Source organism: Ideonella lacteola, assembly GCF_038066555.1.
GTDB lineage: Bacteria > Pseudomonadota > Gammaproteobacteria > Burkholderiales > Burkholderiaceae_C > Ideonella > Ideonella lacteola.
This window is the reverse complement of the sequence record NZ_JBBUTG010000027.1, coordinates 55550-74653: the sequence shown is the minus strand read 5'-3', so window position 1 is coordinate 74653 and position 19104 is coordinate 55550. Positions and strand designations below refer to the sequence as shown.

14 protein-coding genes are annotated in these 19104 nt (G+C 66.3%); 11 read left to right on the top strand and 3 right to left on the bottom strand.

Annotated features, from left to right (window positions below; translation table 11 throughout):
• The first annotated feature begins 36 nt into the window (after positions 1–36).
• The 4 genes from dnaG (at position 37) to hemH (ending at position 7040) form a co-directional block, all read left to right on the top strand.
• Positions 37–1977 carry a DNA primase gene (dnaG, locus tag AACH06_RS26275; RefSeq protein ID WP_341428773.1) on the top strand — a complete coding sequence of 647 codons (1941 nt, stop codon included), beginning with the start codon at positions 37–39 and terminating at the stop codon, positions 1975–1977.
• A gap of 331 nt (positions 1978–2308) precedes the next feature.
• Positions 2309–4543, top strand: a complete 2235-nt coding sequence (rpoD, locus tag AACH06_RS26270; RefSeq protein ID WP_341428772.1) for an RNA polymerase sigma factor RpoD — start codon at positions 2309–2311, stop codon at positions 4541–4543.
• Positions 4544–4900: 357 nt separating this feature from the next.
• A complete protein-coding gene (locus AACH06_RS26265; RefSeq protein WP_341428771.1) occupies positions 4901–5857 on the top strand; it encodes an adenylate/guanylate cyclase domain-containing protein in 957 nt (318 codons plus the stop codon).
• A 91-nt stretch (positions 5858–5948) separates the two neighbouring features.
• Positions 5949–7040 carry a ferrochelatase gene (hemH, locus tag AACH06_RS26260; RefSeq protein ID WP_341428770.1) on the top strand — a complete coding sequence of 364 codons (1092 nt, stop codon included), beginning with the start codon at positions 5949–5951 and terminating at the stop codon, positions 7038–7040.
• 82 nt (positions 7041–7122) lie between these two features.
• On the opposite strand, the gene AACH06_RS26255 is transcribed toward hemH, so the two are convergent.
• The 3 genes from AACH06_RS26255 to AACH06_RS26245 are packed head-to-tail and all read right to left on the bottom strand — an operon-like array spanning position 7123 to position 10091.
• Positions 7123–8634 (bottom strand): tripartite tricarboxylate transporter permease, encoded by a 1512-nt coding sequence (locus tag AACH06_RS26255; protein WP_341428769.1) that lies wholly within the window; start codon positions 8632–8634, stop codon positions 7123–7125.
• Complete coding sequence (locus tag AACH06_RS26250) at positions 8634–9128, bottom strand: tripartite tricarboxylate transporter TctB family protein (protein WP_341428768.1); 495 nt, start codon at positions 9126–9128, stop codon at positions 8634–8636. Before AACH06_RS26250 ends, AACH06_RS26255 begins: the two co-directional genes overlap by 1 nt.
• Positions 9129–10091, bottom strand: coding sequence for a Bug family tripartite tricarboxylate transporter substrate binding protein (locus tag AACH06_RS26245; protein ID WP_341428767.1), 963 nt, complete (start codon positions 10089–10091; stop codon positions 9129–9131).
• Between the two features lie 157 nt (positions 10092–10248).
• Here AACH06_RS26245 and AACH06_RS26240 point away from each other — a divergent pair, with 157 nt between their 5' ends.
• The 7 genes from AACH06_RS26240 to AACH06_RS26210 all read left to right on the top strand — a co-directional run bounded on the left by AACH06_RS26240 (position 10249) and on the right by AACH06_RS26210 (position 18890).
• Positions 10249–10944 carry a response regulator transcription factor gene (locus AACH06_RS26240; protein ID WP_341428766.1) on the top strand — a complete coding sequence of 232 codons (696 nt, stop codon included), beginning with the start codon at positions 10249–10251 and terminating at the stop codon, positions 10942–10944.
• Positions 10941–12356, top strand: a complete 1416-nt coding sequence (locus AACH06_RS26235; RefSeq protein ID WP_341428765.1) for a sensor histidine kinase — start codon at positions 10941–10943, stop codon at positions 12354–12356. Before AACH06_RS26240 ends, AACH06_RS26235 begins: the two co-directional genes overlap by 4 nt.
• A 14-nt stretch (positions 12357–12370) precedes the next feature.
• Positions 12371–12793 (top strand): RNA-binding S4 domain-containing protein, encoded by a 423-nt coding sequence (locus AACH06_RS26230; RefSeq protein WP_341428764.1) that lies wholly within the window; start codon positions 12371–12373, stop codon positions 12791–12793.
• A gap of 159 nt (positions 12794–12952) precedes the next feature.
• Positions 12953–13498 (top strand): nucleotide exchange factor GrpE, encoded by a 546-nt coding sequence (gene grpE / locus AACH06_RS26225; RefSeq protein WP_341428763.1) that lies wholly within the window; start codon positions 12953–12955, stop codon positions 13496–13498.
• 99 nt (positions 13499–13597) lie between these two features.
• Positions 13598–15535, top strand: a complete 1938-nt coding sequence (gene dnaK / locus AACH06_RS26220) for a molecular chaperone DnaK (protein WP_341428762.1) — start codon at positions 13598–13600, stop codon at positions 15533–15535.
• 188 nt (positions 15536–15723) lie between these two features.
• On the top strand, positions 15724–16884 hold the full coding sequence (gene dnaJ, locus AACH06_RS26215; RefSeq protein WP_341428761.1) for a molecular chaperone DnaJ: 1161 nt from the start codon (positions 15724–15726) through the stop codon (positions 16882–16884).
• A 140-nt stretch (positions 16885–17024) separates the two neighbouring features.
• Positions 17025–18890, top strand: coding sequence for a response regulator (locus AACH06_RS26210; protein ID WP_341428760.1), 1866 nt, complete (start codon positions 17025–17027; stop codon positions 18888–18890).
• The last annotated feature ends 214 nt before the right edge of the window (positions 18891–19104 follow it).

The window sequence follows — 19104 nt, the reverse complement described above, 5'->3', positions numbered from 1 at the left end:
CGATTCCGCTCACCTCTCTCCCTTCGGCCCTTCGTCGTGATCCCTTCCGGCTTCATTCAAGACCTGCTGTCGCGCACCGACGTGGTCAGCGTCGTGGGCCGGCACGTCGAGTTGAAAAAGGCCGGCATCAACTACAAGGGCCTGTGCCCCTTCCACGGCGAGAAGTCGCCCAGCTTCATCGTCAGCCCCTCGCGTCAGACCTACCACTGCTTCGGCTGTGGTGCGCACGGCGATGCGATCCGATTTCTGACCGAGCACCACGGGATGAGCTTCGTCGAGGCGGTGAAAGACCTCGCCCAAGAGGCGGGCCTTGTCGTGCCCGAAGAACAAACCTCGCCCCAGGAGCAAGCCCTGGCGGCGGAGAAACGAGAACAGCACAACACCTTGATCGACGTCCTCGAAAAGGCGGCCGACCACTACCGCAAGCAACTCAAGGGCAACCAACGCGCCGTCGCCTACCTGAAGGGCCGCGGGCTCACCGGCGAGATCGCGGCGCGCTTCGGCCTGGGATACGCCCCCGAAGGCTGGCGCACGCTGGCCAGCGTCTTCCCCCGCTACGACGACCCGATGCTGGCCGAGTCCGGCATGGTCATCGTGCAGGGTCTGGAAGAGGGCAAAAGCGAGGCGGATCAGAAGCGCTACGACCGCTTTCGCGACCGCATCATGTTCCCGATCCGCAACGTCAAGGGCGAAACGATCGCCTTCGGCGGCCGGGTGCTGGACAAGGGCGAACCCAAATACCTCAATTCGCCGGAAACGCCGGTGTTCGTGAAGGGCCGTGAGCTGTACGGCCTGTACGAGTGCCGGGCCGGGCTGCGCGCCAAGGGCTATGCGCTGGTCACCGAAGGCTACATGGACGTGGTGGCGCTGGCCCAACTCGGGTTCCCCAACGCGGTGGCCACACTGGGCACCGCCTGCACGGCCGACCACGTCCACAAGCTGCTGCGCTTCACCGAGCAGGTGGTCTTCAGCTTCGACGGCGACGCCGCCGGCCGTCGCGCGGCCGGCCGAGCGCTTGAAGCCGCCCTACCCCACGCCACCGACACGCGAAGCTTCCGCTTCCTGTTCCTGCCACCCGAACACGATCCCGACAGCTATGTGCGGGAGTTTGGCGCCGAAGCGTTCGAGAACTTCGTGCGCAACGCGGTTCCGCTGTCGCGCCAACTGCTCGACCACGCCGCCGTCGACTGCGATCTGACCACCGCCGAGGGCCGGGCCCGGATGCTGTCGCAAGCCAAGACACTCTGGCAGGCCCTGCCAGAAGGTGCGCTCAAGCTGCAACTGCTGTCAGAGCTGGCCATTCGAGGCGGCCTGCCCGCAGAAGAACTTTCTCGGCTGTGGCACACCGGTGGTTCGGCGGGCCCGCGATCGCGCGAGCGAAGCGAAGACGAAGATGGCGGCTTCGACGGGCAGGCTGCCGAGGCAAGGCCGCCACGCCGATACGGCGGCGCCGAACGCTACGACGGCGCGGGACGCAAGGGCCGCTGGAAGCGCCGGGACGACGACGACGGCCTGCCGCGCCCCACCGGCCGCCGCCAGCCACCCAAGCGACCGGAGGACCGTGTCGTGCAAATGCTGTTCGGCCAACCGGCGTGGTGGCATGACCTGCCGGCGGACGAGCACGACCTGCTGCACCATCTGCCATCGCCCCACGGCAGCCTCATCGCCTGGCTGGAGCGTGATCTGGCCGAGCACGGCGCCCGCCCGTGGGCGGTGATCCGCGAAGCGCTCGAAGCGGACGACATCCTCGACGAGACGTCTCGCACCCTGGCCGACGGGGACGCGGATCCAGGGGCCACGCCAGCGGACCTGCGGCGGGCCATGGACACCCTGCTGATCCGCGAATTGGGCGAGCAGATGAAGCGTCTGGCCGCCGAGGCGGGCGTGCGGCGCGAGGCCCTCGTCGAGTACCGACAGGTCGAATCTCGTTGGAAAGATGCGAAACAGCGCCTGAGTACGAGCAATTCTCAGGAATAACCGGCTGCCGCCCTGGCACGCAACCTGCAACGGCAGGTATAATCCACGTTTCAGCGGCAAGAGTGACAGCAGCACCTCCGGTCCCGGCCCCCTGCGACACAGGGCATATACAGGCCACCTTCCCCGCCAGGGCTGCACTTTCAGACGTTCACGCCAGCTTGCCTGCCCGCTCCGCGCCACCGCTCTTGTCCTCGGTGGTCGGTGGGTCCATTGTTTTGCCGTCTTCCGCCTGTCCGCCCCAAGGAATATGGGTATTCCCTGGGTACGGCTCGGCCAAGGCCAAGCAATTGCCCCGGGCCCTTGAAGGATCAGCTCAACGAGACCCATCTGCATGACCGCGAAGAAGACCGCTGCCGCCCCTGCTGCCAAGACCCCCGCCAAATCGGCGACCTCCACCACGAAGGCGCCCGCCAAGGCGAGCGCCGCGGCCGAGGAGCCGAAGAAAGCAGCCAAGGGCAAGGCCGGCAAGCCGGAAGACGACGAGGTCAAGGGCAAGAAGCCCGCTGCGGCCAAGAAGGGCAAGGAAGCGGCAAAGAAGCCTGCCGAGGTTGAAGACGACCTGGGCGACATCGAGGCCGAACTCGAAGGTGAAGTCGAAGCCGAAGTGGTGGAAGCCGAAGAAGGCGGCGAAGACAAGCCCAAGGCCAAGCCGCTGCGCATGAAGGTGTCGCGCGCCAAAGAGCGTGCGCTGATGCGTGAATTCGGCCTGGACGAAACGGCGCTCACCGAAGAAGAGGTGGCCAAGCGCCGGCAGGAGCTGAAGACGCTCATCAAGATGGGCAAGACGCGTGGCTACCTCACGCACCAGGAAATCAACGACCACCTGCCCGAGAAGCTGGTCAACGAGGAAATCCTCGAAGCCATCATCTCGATGCTCAACGACATGGGCATCGCGGTCTATGAGCAGGCGCCTGACGCGGCCACGCTGCTGATCGCGGGCGGCGCCACCTCGACCGCCACCGAAGAAGAAGCCGAAGAAGCCGCCGAAGCCGCCCTGTCGACCGTCGACTCGGAATTCGGCCGCACCACCGACCCGGTGCGCATGTACATGCGCGAAATGGGTTCGGTCGAGCTGCTCACCCGTGAAGGCGAAATCGAGATCGCCAAGCGCATCGAAGGCGGCCTGCAGGCCATGATGCTGGCCATCTCCGCATCGCCGACGACCATCGCCGAGATCCTCGCGATGGCCGACAAGATCGCGGCAGGCGAGATGCAGATCTCCGAGGTCGTCGATGGCTTCGTCGCCGAAGACGAGGCCGACGACTACGTGGCCGAAGAAGACTTCGACGAGTTCGACGAAGAAGAAGACGACGACGGCAACGGCGGTTCGAAGGCGCTGACCAAGAAGCTCGAAGAGCTCAAGAGCGCCGCGCTGGAAAAGTTTGCCGAGCTGCGCATCCACTTCGACAAGATGCGCAAGGCCTTCGAGAAGGAGGGCTACCAATCTGCCTCCTACAACAAGGCCCAGCACTCGATCAGCGAAGACCTGATGACCATTCGCTTCACGGTCAAGACGATCGAGAAGCTGTGCGACATCCTGCGCTCGCAGGTGGACGATGTTCGCCGCTACGAGCGCGAGATCCGCAAGATCGTGGTCGACAAGTGCGGCATGCCGCAGGACCAGTTCATCAAGACCTTCCCGCCCAACGCACTGAACCTGAAGTGGAGCGAGAAGGAAGCCCAGGCCGGCAAGCCCTACAGCGCGGTGATGCAGCGCAGCCTGCCCGCCATCCAGGAGCTTCAGCAGAAGCTGGTCGATCTGCAGGCCCGCGCCGTCGTGCCGGTGGAAGACCTGAAGCTGATCAACCGCCGCATGAACGAGGGCGAGAAGGCCTCGCGCGATGCGAAGAAGGAGATGATCGAGGCCAACCTGCGCCTGGTGATCTCGATCGCGAAGAAGTACACCAACCGCGGCCTGCAGTTCCTCGATTTGATCCAGGAAGGCAACATCGGCCTGATGAAGGCGGTCGACAAGTTCGAATACCGCCGTGGCTACAAGTTCTCGACCTACGCCACCTGGTGGATCCGGCAGGCCATCACCCGCTCGATCGCCGATCAGGCCCGCACCATCCGCATCCCGGTTCACATGATCGAGACGATCAACAAGATGAACCGCCTGTCGCGCCAGCACCTGCAGGAATTCGGCTTCGAGCCGGACGCCCCGACGCTGGCCGAGAAGATGGAGATGCCGGAGGACAAGATCCGCAAGATCATGAAGATCGCGAAAGAGCCGATCTCCATGGAAACCCCGATCGGCGACGACGACGATTCGCACCTGGGCGATTTCATCGAGGACACCAACAACACGGCGCCCATCGAGGCGGCCATGCAGGCCGGCCTGCGCGACGTGGTCAAGGACATCCTCGACAGCCTCACCCCGCGCGAAGCCAAGGTGCTGCGCATGCGCTTCGGCATCGAAATGAGCACGGACCACACGCTGGAAGAAGTCGGCAAGCAGTTCGACGTGACCCGCGAGCGCATCCGCCAGATCGAAGCCAAGGCCATCCGCAAACTCAAGCACCCCAGCCGTTCGGACAAGCTGCGCACCTATTTGGACAACATTTGACGGCTGGCCGTCGGAGTTGGAGCGGGCTTTCGGCCCGCTGCGCAGCTGGCGATAGCAGCCGCGCCCCATGGGGACAAACTCTGACCGCTGGTCGTTCGAATGTTGAGCGGCTTGGACAACGGCCCGATGGCGACAAGAGAATCAACGCGGCGGGCTTCGGCCCGCTTCTCATGCCGGCCCACGGGCTGCGTTGTGCACCGAATCGTCGCCCGGCACGCCACCTGCCGCCGCCCCGAAGAGCTCCCGTCCGGGCTCCGGCCCAGCGAGGGTCAGGCCCTTCATCGATAACATCTGAGTACAGTGCACTCACCAAGGGCACCCGCTAGCCCTCGGTCGGCAAGCTAAACTCGTTGGCGCATGGCCACCATCAAGCGTCGTACCGTCCTGTTTGCCGACCTGCGCGGTAGCACCGGGTTGTACGAATCACTCGGCAACGCGCAGGCCACCGCGGTTGTCACCCAAACCATCAACACGCTGGCGCAGCGCGTGCCCGCCATGGGCGGCCAGGTCGTGAAGACCTTGGGTGACGGGCTGATGGCGGTCTACCCCGTTCCGTCCATGGCCGTGGCCAGCGCCCTGCAGATGCACGAGTCGCTGGAAACCACGGCGGCCGCCCCCCACGCGGCGCCGGCGGTTTCACGGCTGAAGCTGCAAATTGCGATGGCCTTGGGCGAGGTGGTCGAGGTGAATGGTGATTGCTTCGGCGATGCCGTGAACGTGGCCGCCCGCCTGCTCGATCACGCCGGGGACAACGAGACCCTGATCACCGGCGACCTGTACGACGAGTTGCCAATGGACACCCGGGCGGCCTACCGCTCGCTCGATCGGGTCCACCTGCGCGGTCGCGCCGAGCCCGTCGAGGTGCACATGCTGCCGCCGCGCGGCGTGGACACCACCGCGACGCTGATGGAAACGCGGTTCGACCTGTCCGAGCCCGAGGGGCTGCAGCTGCTGTGGCGCGACAGCGTCTACCGTCTGAGCCGGAGTGACCTTCCGGTCTTGATCGGGCGTGGCTCCACCTGTGCCCTGCAGATCGACGAGGCCCGGGTATCGCGTACCCACGCCCGTATCGACTGGACCGGTGGCGGCTTGCAGATTGCCGACCTCAGCATCAACGGCACCTATGTGCGGTTCACCGGCGACGATGAAGTGCTCAGCCTGCGCCGGGGCGCCTGCACCTTGCACGGCAGCGGCGACATCGGCCTGGGCGGCTCGCCGAACGAAGTCGGCGTACCCATCCTGCAATTCAGCGTGATGTCCAGCCTCGACGACACGGTGCCGATGCGGCTGCCGCCGCGCGACCCCGCGAGCTAAACCCGCCAGGCCCGCCGCGGCCGGGCCGACGCCGGCCGCGGGCTGCAGCACCTGCCCCTCCCGCTTCCCGGGTACCCAACCGACACCGGATATGCCGCCACCGACTCCCCTCGCTTATCGCCACGGCCAAGCAGCCTCAGTCGGTGTGCTGCTGGCCAACCTGGGCACGCCCGACGAGCCCACGCCGGCGGCACTGCGGCGCTACCTCGCAGAGTTCCTCAGCGACCGTCGGGTGGTCGAGATCCCGCGAATCCTCTGGTGGCCCATCCTGCACGGCATCATCCTGCGCACCCGACCGGCCGCCTCGGCGGCCAAGTACGCGAGCGTGTGGATGCCCGAGGGCTCGCCGCTGGCCGTGTGGACGGCGCGCCAAGCCAAGCTGCTGCAGGGTTACCTGGGCGAGCGAGGATGCGCCGTCAGCGTGCGGCCTGCGATGCGCTACGGCAACCCGTCGATCGCCTCGGCACTCGACGCCTTCCAGGCCGAGGGCGTGCGGCGCATCCTGGTGTTGCCGGCGTACCCGCAGTATTCGGGGGCGACAACCGCCAGCACGTTCGATGCGGTGAGCGCCTGGGCCGGCCGTACCCGTTGGATCCCCGAGTTCCGCTTCGTACACCAATACCACGACGATGTCGCCTACATCGCTGCCCTGGCGGCCAACGTGCGGGCACACTGGGAGCGCGAAGGCCGCGGCGAAATGCTGCTGATGAGCTTCCACGGCATGCCCGAGCGCACACTCACGCTCGGCGACCCTTACCACTGCCACTGTCAGAAGACGGCCCGCCTGCTGGCCGAAGAGCTTCGGCTCGCGCCCCAGCAATGGCGGATCAGTTTCCAAAGCCGCTTCGGCCGCGCCAAGTGGCTGGGCCCGGCCACCGACGCCTCGTTAAAGGAACTGGCCGCCGGCGGCACGCGCCGCGTCGACGTGATCTGCCCAGGCTTCGCAGCCGATTGCCTGGAAACGCTTGAAGAGATCGCCCAGGAAGGAAAGGAAACCTTCCTCCACGCCGGCGGCCAGGCCTTCCACTACATCCCTTGCCTGAACGCCGCCCCCGCCGGCATGGCCGCCTTGGCCGAACTGGCACGCCGGCATCTGTCCGGATGGTGTGATGCGCCTTCAGCCGGCGCTCGGGAACTCGAGGCCTCGCGGCAACGCGCCATGGCGCTCGGCGCGCGCGACTGAGCACCCGCGGGCCCCGCCACCAAGTAGAAGGGCCGCTCAACGCGGCCCTTCTTTCCCTCCACACCGGCTGCGCCGGCGTGCGTCAAACCCGGACGACCGCGTCCGGCTCGGTCTGTGGCTTGAGCCACTTCACCAGCCGGGGCAGCACCAACACCGCCACCACCACGATCAGCAGCACCAACGACATGGGCCGCTGCACGAAGATCGTCCAATGGCCTTCGCCGATCGACAGCGCGTTGCGCATCTGCGCTTCAGCCAGCGGGCCGAGGATCATGCCGACCACGACCGGCGCGGTCGGGAAATCGAAACGGCGCATGACGACGCCCAAGAGCCCGATCGCATACAGCAGCACCAGGTCGAAGGCCGACTGGCGCATGCCATAGACCCCCACCGTCGCGAAGATCAGGATGCCGGCATACAGCGGCGCCTTGGGAATCTTCAGCAGCTTGACCCAGAAGCCCACCAGCGGCAGGTTCAGCACCAACAGCATCACGTTGCCGATGTACAAAGAGGCGATGAGCGCCCAGACCAGGCCGGCATTCGTGTCGAACAACTGCGGCCCGGGTTGGATGCCGTAGTTCTGGAACGCCCCGAGCAGAATCGCCGTGGTGTTCGACGTGGGGATGCCAAGCGTGAGCAAGGGCATCAGCGTCGCGGTGATCGCCGCGTTGTTCGCCGCCTCCGGGCCGGCCACACCCTCGATCGCCCCGGTGGTGCCGAACTCTTCGGGATGCTTGGACAGCTTTTTCTCGGTCGCGTAGCTCAGGAAGGTCGGGATCTCGCTGCCACCCGCCGGAATGGTGCCGAACGGCATGCCGATGAACGTGGCGCGCAGCCAGGCGGGCCAGGAGCGCTTCCACTCCTGCCGGCTCATGTGCACGCGGCTCATCTTGTTCTGCGTCTCGACGGTCTTGCCCTCGTACAACACGTTGTAGAGCGCCTCGCCGACAGCGAACAGGCCCACCGCGATGAGCACCACTTCCAGGCCGTCCATCAGCTCGGGCACGCCGCCGGTGAAGCGGGCCACGCCGGAAATCTGGTCCAGCCCCACGAGGCCCAGCGCCAAACCGATGGCCAGTGCCGTCAACCCCCGCAGCGTGCTCTGCCCCAGCACCGCCGACACGGTGGTGAACGCCAGCAGCATCAGCATGAAGTACTCAGGCGGGCCAAGCTTGACGGCATAGTTGGCGACGATCGGAGAGAAGAAGGTCACGAAGACCGTCGCGATCGTGCCGGCGACGAACGAGCCGATGGCCGCGGTGGCCAGCGCCGCACCGGCACGCCCGCTCTTGGCCATCTTGTTGCCCTCCATCGCCGTCACCATCGAGCCGGATTCGCCCGGGGTGTTCAGCAGGATGGAGGTCGTGGAGCCGCCGTACATGGCACCGTAGTAGATGCCGGCAAAGAAGATCATCGACGCCGTCGGCTCGACCTTCAGCGTGATCGGCAGCAGCATCGCCACCGCGGTGGCGGGCCCGATGCCGGGCAGCACGCCGACGGCGGTACCGATGATGCAACCCAGCAGCGCCCACATCAGGTTGACGGGGGTGCCGGCACTGGCAAAGCCGTGCAGCAGTTGGTTCAGGATATCCATCAGAGCCACCCGGTCGAGGTGAGGCCCGGTAGGCCGATGGAGAGCAGCTGCGTGAACATCCAGAACACGGGCGCCGAGATGGCGAAGCCCACGGCCGCGTCGAGCGCGAGCGAGGGCGCGCTGAAGCGCTTACTGCCTTCAGCGACCTTGAAGCCTTGCACCGCCAGGACGAAGCACAGCGTACAGCTGAGGATGAAGCCGATGGTGGTGATCAGCGCCGCGTTGGCGAGGATGCCGGCGCTGACCCAGGCAAAACCGCGCCAGTCGCCCCGCTCCGAGCCGGGGGGCTCTTCCATGTTGCGAAACCCGCCGGTGGCGCCTTCCCAGAGCAGCCACACACTGCAAACGCAGAGCATGGCCCCCACCACCAACGGAAGAAAGTTCGGGCCGACACCGGCGTAGCCGGCATCGGACGAGAGCTGGAACGCCCCCGCCACGAACACGACACCGGCGACCAGAACGCCGGCGCCGACTCCAAGCTGCGCCGCGTTCACTCAGATCATCCCGGCCTTGACCATCACGGCCCGCAGGCTCGCGAATTCGTCGTCCACGAACTTCTCGAACTCCGGCCCGGCCATCAACGCCGAGGTCCAGCCGTTCTTCTCGAGCGATTCGGCCCACGACTTGCTCTTCGTGGCCTTCACGATCATCTCGGTCAGCGCCTTGCGCTGATCCGGCGTGATACCGCCTGCGCCGTACACGCCGCGCCAGTTGCCGATCACCACATTGATGCCCTGCTCTTTGAGCGTGGGCACGTTGATGCCCTTCAGGCGCGCATCCGAGGTGACGCCGATCGCGCGCATCTTGCCGGACTCGATGTACGTCTGGAATTCAGAGTAGCCGCTGCCGCCGATGGAGACATTGCCGCCCAGGATGGCCGCCACCGCCTCACCGCCCCCGCGGAACGGCACGTAGTTGATCTTGGCAGCATCCACGCCCACCTCGCGGGCGATCATGGCAGCCGCCACATGCTCGGTCGAGCCGCGCGAGCCACCGCCCCACTTGATGCTGCCGGGGTCTTTTTTCATTTGCTCGACCACGTCCTTCATCGTCTTGTACGGCGAATCGGCCGGCAGCACGAAGACGTTGTATTCGCTGGTCAGGCGGGCGATCGGGGTGGCCTGCGACAAGCTCACCGGCGGCTTGCCCGTGATGATTCCGCCCAGCATCACGGCGCCCATCACCATCACGGCGTTGGGGTCGCCCTTGCTGGCGTTGACGAACTGCGCCAGGCCCAGAGCCCCGGCGGCGCCGCCCTTGTTCTCATAGGCCACCGTAGCCGCCGCGCCCGCTTCCTGCAGCGCCTTGCCCAGCGCACGACCGGTGGTGTCCCAACCGCCTCCGGGGTTGGCGGGGATCATCATCTTCAGGTTGGATCCGGCGGCCAGGGCTTCCAGCGGCAGGCCGGTGCTGGCAGCCAACGCGGCCAGCGACTTCAGGAAGGTGTCTCGGCGCATCAGAGTCTCCTTGAGTTGGGTGGGAACGTTGACATGCTCGCTGTCGGGGCTGTCAACCGGCTGTCGATTCGGCTAGGGGAAACCCCGGTCGTTGCGGCAGACGCCACAGCGGTCACCCCCAGGTCAACGCGGCGGGCACAGTGCTAAGGTCGCTGCGGTGAAAGTTCTGCTCATCGAAGACGACCCCACGCTGCAGGCTACGCTGCAGCGCACCTTGGAGCGGCGGGGCATGCGGGTGGTGACCTGCGGCGACGGCGCCCGCGCCCTCGAGCGCTGGCAGGCCGCGCTGCCCGATGTCGTGCTGCTGGACCTGAGCCTGCCCGGCCTGGATGGTCTGAAGGTACTGGAAAGAGGCCGGTCGGAGGGCCTCACCACACCGGTCATCGTGCTGACGGCGCGCGGCACGATCGGAGACCGCATCATCGGCCTGAACACCGGCGCCGACGACTACCTCCCCAAGCCTTTTGACCTGGACGAGCTGGAGGCCCGCATCCGCGCGTTGGTGCGCCGCCAGGCACAAGCCAGCGGCACCCCGGCCAGCGCGGCCAGCCTGGCCACGCCCGAATTCGCGGGTCTGCGCTGCGACACCGACAGTGGCCTCATCTTCTTTCGCGGCGAGGCGCTCGAACTCGCGCCACGCGAAGCAACGCTGTTGCGCGCGCTGCTGCAACGGCCCGGTCACGCCCAGGCGAAAGAGCGGCTGTTCGAGGCGGTGTTCCCGGGCCAACCCGAGGTGCAGCTCGAAGCGATCGAGGTGGTGGCCTACCGGCTGCGCAAACGCCTCACGCCCACCGGCGTGCAACTGGTGACGCTGCGAGGGCTGGGCTACTTGCTGAAGGCGCCGCCCGCATGAGGGCGTGGTGGGGGCGGCGCTCGCTGCGCGACCGCTTGATGATGGGCATCCTGACCCCGGTGCTGGCCTTCACGGTGGTCAACACGGTGGTGCTGTACCGGCAGGCGCTGCGCGCAGCGGATATCGCCTACGACCGCACCCTGCTGGCCACCGCCAAGTCGATCGGCGACTTACTGGAGGTCAACGTCGATGGGGAAAAGCCGCATCTGAAGTCGACCCTGCTCTACTCGGCGCTCGAGCCCTTCGAGGCGGACAACCGCAGCCGCCTGTACTACCGCGTCACCGGCTTCGACGGCGAGACGGTGTCGGGCTTCCAGGCGCTTCGGCCATGGCACGGGCAACTGCCGCAGAAGGGCCCCTACGCCGCGCTGGTGGACTTCTACGACGACCACTACCAGGGTGTACCGGTGCGGGTGGCTGTGCTGCTGCAGCCGGTGACCTGGGCCACCGGTCAAGGCATGGCCACGGTGCAGGTGGCCGAAACGCTCGAGCTGCGTGAAACGCTGGCCCGAAGCCTGCTGGTGGACACGCTGTGGCGGCAGGCCGCGCTGCTGGTGCTGATCGCCGGGGTGGTGGTGTTCGTCGTTCAGCGGGCGACCCGGCCCGTGCGCCAACTCAGCGTCCGGCTGCGGTCACGCGCCGAGGGCGATCTGGCCCCCTTGCCGAGCGATGGCGTACCCCGCGAGCTGGAGCCCCTGGTGGCCGCCACCAACCACCTCATGGGGCGCCTGAGCCACCTGCTCGATCACCAGAAACGCTTCGTGCGCGACGCCTCGCATCAACTGCGCACCCCGCTGGCCGTGCTGAAGACGCAAGTGCAATCCGCCCAGCGCGGCGACGTGGACCCGATGCAGGCCTTGCGAGAGATCGGCGACACCGTCGACCGTGCCACCACCCTGGCCAACCAGATGCTCGCCCTGGCGAAGGTGGAGCAGATTCGCCAGCAGGCCGACGCCCGGCCGCTCGACTGGGCAGAGATCGTGCGCAACGTGGCGCTCGATACCTCGGCGCTCATCGTCGAGAGGCAACTCGACTTCGACATCGAAACCCAACCGGCGCCCGTCCGGGCTCACGAGTGGGCGCTGCGAGAACTGTCTCGCAACCTGATCCACAACGCCATCAAACACGGGCCCGAGGGCGGAAAGCTCGCGATCCGCCTGGTCACCGATCGCCATCACGCGGCGCTGACCGTGTCCGACAGCGGGCCCGGCATCCAGCCCGAGCAACGTCAGCGCCTGTTCCAGCCTTTTGCGTCCGGCAGTGGCCGCAGCGGCTCGGGGCTGGGTCTGGCCATCTGCCACGAAATCGTGGGCACGCTGGATGGACAGATCGAGCTGGAGAACCGCGTGTCGCACGGCGTCGTCGAAGGCCTGGACGCGACGGTGAGATTGCCGCTGGCGTCGCCGCGTTGAGACAAAATCGAGGGGTGAAGGAACCCAAGCTCAGCGAAGCGCCGGTCCGCCTGGACAAATGGCTCTGGGCAGCCCGCTTCTACAAGACCCGCGCGCTGGCCGTCGAGGCGATCGGCAAGAACCGTGTGGATGTCAACGGCCAGGCGGCCAAGCCCTCGCGTGACGTGCGAGTGGGCGACGAACTCACGCTTCGCGAGACGGGCCTGCCGGCGCGCACGATCCAGGTGCTGGGCCTCAGCGAGATCCGAGGCCCCGCCACGATTGCGCAGCAGCTCTACGCCGAGACGGCCGACAGTCTGGCGGCCCGCGAGGCGGCGCGCGAGGCCCGGCGCCAGGGTGTGGAGCCTGCCCAAGCCATCGAGCACGGCCGGCCCACCAAGCGCGACCGTCGCCAGTTGGCCGACTGGAACCGCTGGAGCGCGTCGGTCGACGAGTGATCGAGGCACGAGGCCGCATCCAGCGCCTTGTCAACCTGCCCGGCCCACCACAGCCGGGCATTTTTTGCGCGAAGAGGCCCCAAAAGCCCTCTTGAATCCCCGGAAAGCGGCCCCAGATGCCCGCGGAACCCAAAAACTGACCTCTGACGAACTTTCGACATGAGCAGCCCTGACAACCTCGAATCCCCGACCCCTCCGGTCGACAACACCCCCGAAGCCGCCGCCACCGACGCCGCTGCAGCCACCCCGTCTGTCGAAGAGCAACTGGCGCAACTGAAAGCCCAGCTGGCGGAGGCCCATGACGGCCTGCTGCGTGCCAAGGCCGAGACGGAAAACGTGCGTCGCCGCTCGGAAGAAGAGATCAGCAAGGCGCGCAAATTCGCGGTGGAGTCGTTTGCCGACAGCCTGCTGCCCGTGCGCGACAGCCTGGAAGCCGCCGTGGCCATGCCCGACGCCCCGCTGGAAAAGGTGCTGGAAGGCGTGCACGCCACCTTGCGCCAGCTCAGCGCGGCGCTCGAGCGCAACAAGGTGCTGCAGATCAACCCGCCCGCCGGCACCAAGTTCGACCCGCACCAGCACCAGGCCATCAGCATGGTGCCCGCCGACCAGGACGCCAACACGGTGGTGGCGGTGCTTCAAAAGGGCTACCTCATCGCCGACCGCGTGCTGCGCCCCGCTCTCGTCACGGTGGCGGCCCCGAAGTAAGCCTCCAGGCGCGGTTTTTCACAGGTTCAGGCCCTTGAAGACCGCCCAGTTATCCACAAATCCAAAACAAGCGACTTCACTCCACAGGAGCAACAAATCATGGGAAAGATCATTGGCATTGACCTGGGCACCACAAACTCGTGCGTGGCCGTCATGGAAGGCAACACGACCCGCGTGATCGAGAACTCGGAAGGTGCGCGCACCACGCCGTCGATCATCGCCTACCAGGAGGACGGCGAGATCCTCGTCGGCGCCTCGGCCAAGCGTCAGGCCGTGACCAACCCGCAGCACACCTTCTACGCGATCAAGCGCCTGATCGGCCGCAAGTTCACCGAGAAGGAAGTGCAAAAGGACATCAACCTGATGCCCTACAAGATCGTGGCCGCCGACAACGGCGACGCCTGGGTGGAAGAGCGCGGCAAGAAGCTGGCGCCTCCGCAGGTCAGCGCCGAAGTGCTGCGCAAGATGAAGAAGACGGCCGAGGACTACCTCGGTGAAGAAGTCACCGAAGCGGTGATCACCGTGCCGGCCTACTTCAACGACAGCCAGCGCCAAGCCACCAAGGACGCCGGCCGCATCGCCGGCCTGGAAGTCAAGCGCATCATCAACGAGCCGACCGCGGCCGCCCTGGCTTTTGGCCTGGACAAGCACGGCAAGGGCGACCGCAAGATCGCGGTGTTCGACCTGGGTGGCGGCACCTTCGACATCTCGATCATCGAGATCGCGGATGTCGACGGAGAGAAGCAGTTCGAAGTGCTGTCGACCAACGGCGACACCTTCCTGGGTGGTGAAGACTTCGACCAGCGCATCATCGACTACATCGTCACCGAGTTCAAAAAGGAACAGGGCGTCGATCTGACGAAGGACGTGCTGGCCTTGCAGCGCCTGAAGGAAGCCGCCGAAAAGGCCAAGATCGAGCTGTCCAACAGCACCCAGACCGACGTCAACCTGCCCTACATCACCGCGGACGCCACCGGGCCGAAGCACCTGAACATCAAGCTCACCCGCGCCAAGCTGGAAAGCCTGGTCGATGAGCTGATCGAGCGCACGATCGAGCCCTGCCGCATCGCGATCAAGGACGCCGGCGTCAAGCTCAGCGAGATCGACGACGTCATCCTGGTCGGCGGCATGAGCCGCATGCCCAAGGTGCAGGACAAGGTCAAGGAGTTCTTCGGCAAGGAGCCGCGCAAGGACGTCAACCCGGACGAAGCCGTGGCCGTCGGTGCAGCCATCCAGGGCCAGGTCCTGGGCGGCGAGCGCAAGGACGTGCTGCTGCTGGACGTCACCCCGCTGTCGCTCGGTATCGAGACGCTCGGCGGCGTGATGACCAAGATGATCAAGAAGAACACGACGATCCCGACCAAGTTCGCGCAGACGTTCTCGACCGCCGACGACAACCAGCCGGCGGTGACCATCAAGGTCTACCAGGGCGAGCGCGAGATGGCGTCCGGCAACAAGAGCCTGGGTGAGTTCAACCTCGAAGGCATCCCGCCGGCGCCGCGCGGCCTGCCCCAGATCGAGGTCACCTTCGACATCGACGCCAACGGCATCCTGCACGTGAGCGCCAAGGACAAGGGCACCGGCAAGGAAAACAAGATCACCATCAAGGCGAACTCCGGCCTGTCCGAAGACGAGATCGAAAAGATGGTGAAGGACGCCGAGCTGAACGCGGCTGAAGACGCGAAGAAGCTGGAACTGGTGCAGGCCCGCAACCAGGCTGACGCGATGATCCACTCGGTGCGCAAGAGCCTGGGCGAGCATGGCGACAAGCTCGACGCCGGCGAGAAGGAAAAGATCGAAGCCGCGCTGAAAGACGCCGAGGAATCGCTCAAGAGCGACGACAAGGCGACGATCGACGCCAAGACCGAGGCGCTGATGACCGCGAGCCAGAAGCTCGGCGAAAAGCTGTATGCCGAGCAGCAGGCGGCGCAGGCGGCGGCGGGTGCGGCAGCCGGGGCCGAGCAACCGCAGGCTCAGGCCAAGCCAGCCGACGACGACAACGTGGTCGACGCCGAGTTCAAGGAAGTCAAGAAGTGATCGGCGCCCCCTCGGCCGGGTTGAATCCCACCCGGCCGCCAGGGGGCCGAGGACGGCGCGGTCGACCCCGCGCCCCCTTGAGCCGTCGGGCACCTGCCCGATGCCTTATCTCGCCGCGTTCGGACGCCAGCCCCCCGGGTCTGACGCTCAACGCGGCGGATTGCGTTTGAGCACTGTCGAGCTGATTCATGGCAAAGCGTGACTACTACGAAGTCCTGGGCGTGGCGAAGAACGCCAGCGAGGACGACATCAAGAAGGCCTACCGCAAACTGGCCATGAAGTTCCACCCTGACCGCAACCAGGGTGACGGAGCCAAGGCGGCCGAAGAGAAGTTCAAGGAGGCCAAAGAGGCCTACGAGATGCTCTCGGACGCACAGAAGCGTGCGGCCTATGACCAGTACGGCCATGCCGGCGTCGACCCGAATGCGGGCGGTTTCCGCGGCGGCGGCCCCGGGCCGGAAGGCTTTGGCGGTTTTGCCGAGGCCTTCGGCGATATCTTCGGCGACATCTTTGGCGCCCAGGGCGGCGGTGGCGGCCGGCGAGGCGGCGGCGGTGGCCAGAAGGTCTACCGCGGCAACGATCTCTCGTATGCGATGGAGATCACCCTCGAAGAGGCCGCCAACGGCAAGGACAGCCAAATCCGCATCCCCACCTGGGAAAACTGTGAAACCTGTCACGGCAGCGGCGCCAAGCCCGGCACGAAGGCGAAGACCTGCACCACCTGCAATGGGGCCGGTACGGTCCACATGCGCCAGGGCTTCTTCTCGATCCAGCAGACCTGCCCGCACTGCCACGGCACCGGCAAGATCATTCCCGAGCCCTGCCCCACCTGCGAAGGCGCCGGCAAGATCAAGAAGCAGAAGACGCTCGAGGTCAAGATCCCGGCCGGCATCAACGAAGGCATGCGCATCCGCTCGGCCGGCAATGGCGAGCCGGGCACGAATGGCGGGCCCCCGGGCGACCTGTACATCGAGATCCGGATCAAGCAGCACGACATCTTCGAGCGCGACGGGGACGACCTGCACTGCACGGTGCCGGTTGGCTTGGTGACGGCTGCGCTCGGCGGTTCGATCGAAGTGCCGACGCTGTCCAGCAAGGTCGAAATCGAGCTGCCCGAAGGCACGCAACACGGCAAGACCTTCCGGCTGCGTGGCAAGGGCATCAAGGGGATTCGGTCAAGCTATCCGGGCGACCTGTATTGCCATGTGACGGTTGAAACGCCGGTCAAACTGACCGAGCACCAGCGCAAACTGCTCAAAGAACTGGACGAATCCTTGAAAAAAGGCGGAGAAAGGCACTCTCCGAACGCCAAGAGCTGGACCGACCGGGTCAAAGACCTGTTCAAGTAACGGCCAGAGTGGCCGATATGCCCTGTGAAGCCCGTCGGCAGCCGCCAGGGGCACATTCACGATCGGCATCTCGGCCACATGTCCCACCGCCAGTCCATCATCACCGTTGACGCCGTCACGGCTCGTCGAGGAGACGGGCGGTGAGTGCCGGCAGCAACAGCGTCGCCGCCGCGGATCGTGACTTCAGCAGCTGCAAGGCGCTGATCATCGACGGGCACCCCACTTCCCGAAGCATCCTCGCCGCCCAGCTGCGCGACCTGGGCGTCGGCACCGTCGTGCAATGCAACCGCATCGCCGACGCCCGCAAACAACTCGAAGCGCGCGAATACGACCTCGTGCTGTGCGAGCAGCACTTCCAGGACGGCAAGGATTCGGGCCAATCGCTGCTCGACGACCTGCGCCGCGCCCAGCTGCTGCCCTTCTCGACCGTGTTTGTCATGGTGACGGGCGAAGCCAGCTACACCGCGGTGGCCGAAGCCGCCGAATCGGCGCTGGACAGCTACCTGCTCAAGCCCTTCGCGGCGGCTTCGCTGGCCGATCGCCTGCTGCAGGCCCGCAAGCGCAAGCGGGTGTTGCGCGACATTTTCATGGCCATCGAATCGGGCGACTACGACCAGGCGGCACGCCTGTGCCTCGTCCGATTCCAGGCCAAGGCCCCTTACTGGCTCTACGCCGCTCGCATTGGCGCTGAGCTGCTGCTTCGGTTGGGCCAGCACGACGCCGCCCAGAAGCTTTACCAGGCCGTGATCGATGCGCAGGCGCTGCCCTGGGCGCGCCTGGGTATTGCCCGTTCGCAGCTGGAGAGCGGCCGCCTGCAACAGGCGCGCCGTACCCTTGAGGTTCTGATTTCCGCCGATCCCAGCCACGCCGACGCCTACGACGTGATGGGGCGCGTGCATGTAGAGCAAGGCTCGCTGAACGAAGCGCTGGAAACCTACCGCATGGCCACGCAGCTGACGCCCAGCTCAATCGAGCGGCTGCAGCGGCAAGGCATGCTGGCGTTCTACTGCGGCGAACAGGCCGAGGCTCGCCGCGCGCTCGAGCGGGCGGCCAGCATCGGCATCACGTCGAAGATGTTCGACCTGCAGTCGATGGTGCTGCTGGCCTTTGCCCGCTTTCGCGACAAAGATGGCAAGGGCTTGCAGCGGTGCGCCGACAACGTGCGCCACGTGCTGGAGAAGAACACTCAAAGCTCACGTCTGCGTCGCTTTGCCGCGGTGATCGAAACGCTGTGCCTCATGCACGGGCGGCAACTGGCCCGCGTGCTCGAAGAGATGCGATCACTGGCAAGGGAGATCCGCCACCCTGGCTTCGACATCGAGGCCGCGCTGAACATGGTGACGCTGCTGTCGGAGCTGGCGGCAGCCGAGCTGCGGCTGGACGAGGCCGACGTCTGGATCGAATCGATCGCGCTGCGATTCTGCATTTCGAAGAGTTTGTCGGAGTTGCTGGCCAAGGCCTGCGGCATCTACCCGCCCTACTCCGAGCTGGTGCGCGTGTCCCACGCCAAGATCACGTCGCTGGCCGAATCGTCGATGAACCACAGCCTGAACGGCGAGCCTCGTGCTGCTGTCCAATCGCTGCTGGCCCACGGCGCCCGCACGTTGAACACCAAGCTGATCGACATGGCCCGCATGGTGCTGCAGCGGCACGCGGAGAAGATCCCCGATGCTGCCGAGCTGCAATCTCAGGCCGACGGCATCTTCGACAAACTGGCCTCATCGACCATGCCCAACCCGGGCAGCGCCGCCGGCCGACAGTCGGGTGGACTCGTTCTGCGCTCAGCAGGCGCGGTGGCACCGAGCGCGTCGTCGCCGGCGCAGGCCACCATGGCCGCCGCCCAGGCGCAAGCCGCTGGGGCCACGAACACCGCTGCGGCGCCTCAGGCCACTGGCGCGCCGGGCGAAGCGTCATCATCTCAATCGCCTGCGCAGGGCCAAGGGGATGACAACCTGGCCAACGAGGCCGCACTGGCCGGCGCGCCGGAGGCGACCCCCGCCGCCTGATGGGTGGCTCGATCGACCGCCGATCAGGCGGACGATGGCCCGACCTGCTCTACTTCGGGCCAGCTCCGGGCAGGCCAAGGGGAAGCCTGCTGGGACGTCGTCCCTCTCGCACCTCGCTGCGCGACACCACATGCCGCACCACCGAGACAGCCGTACGCCACAACGCCAAGGGCCTTGACCCACCACGCGCTGCCTGAGCCGGCGCCGCGCGCGT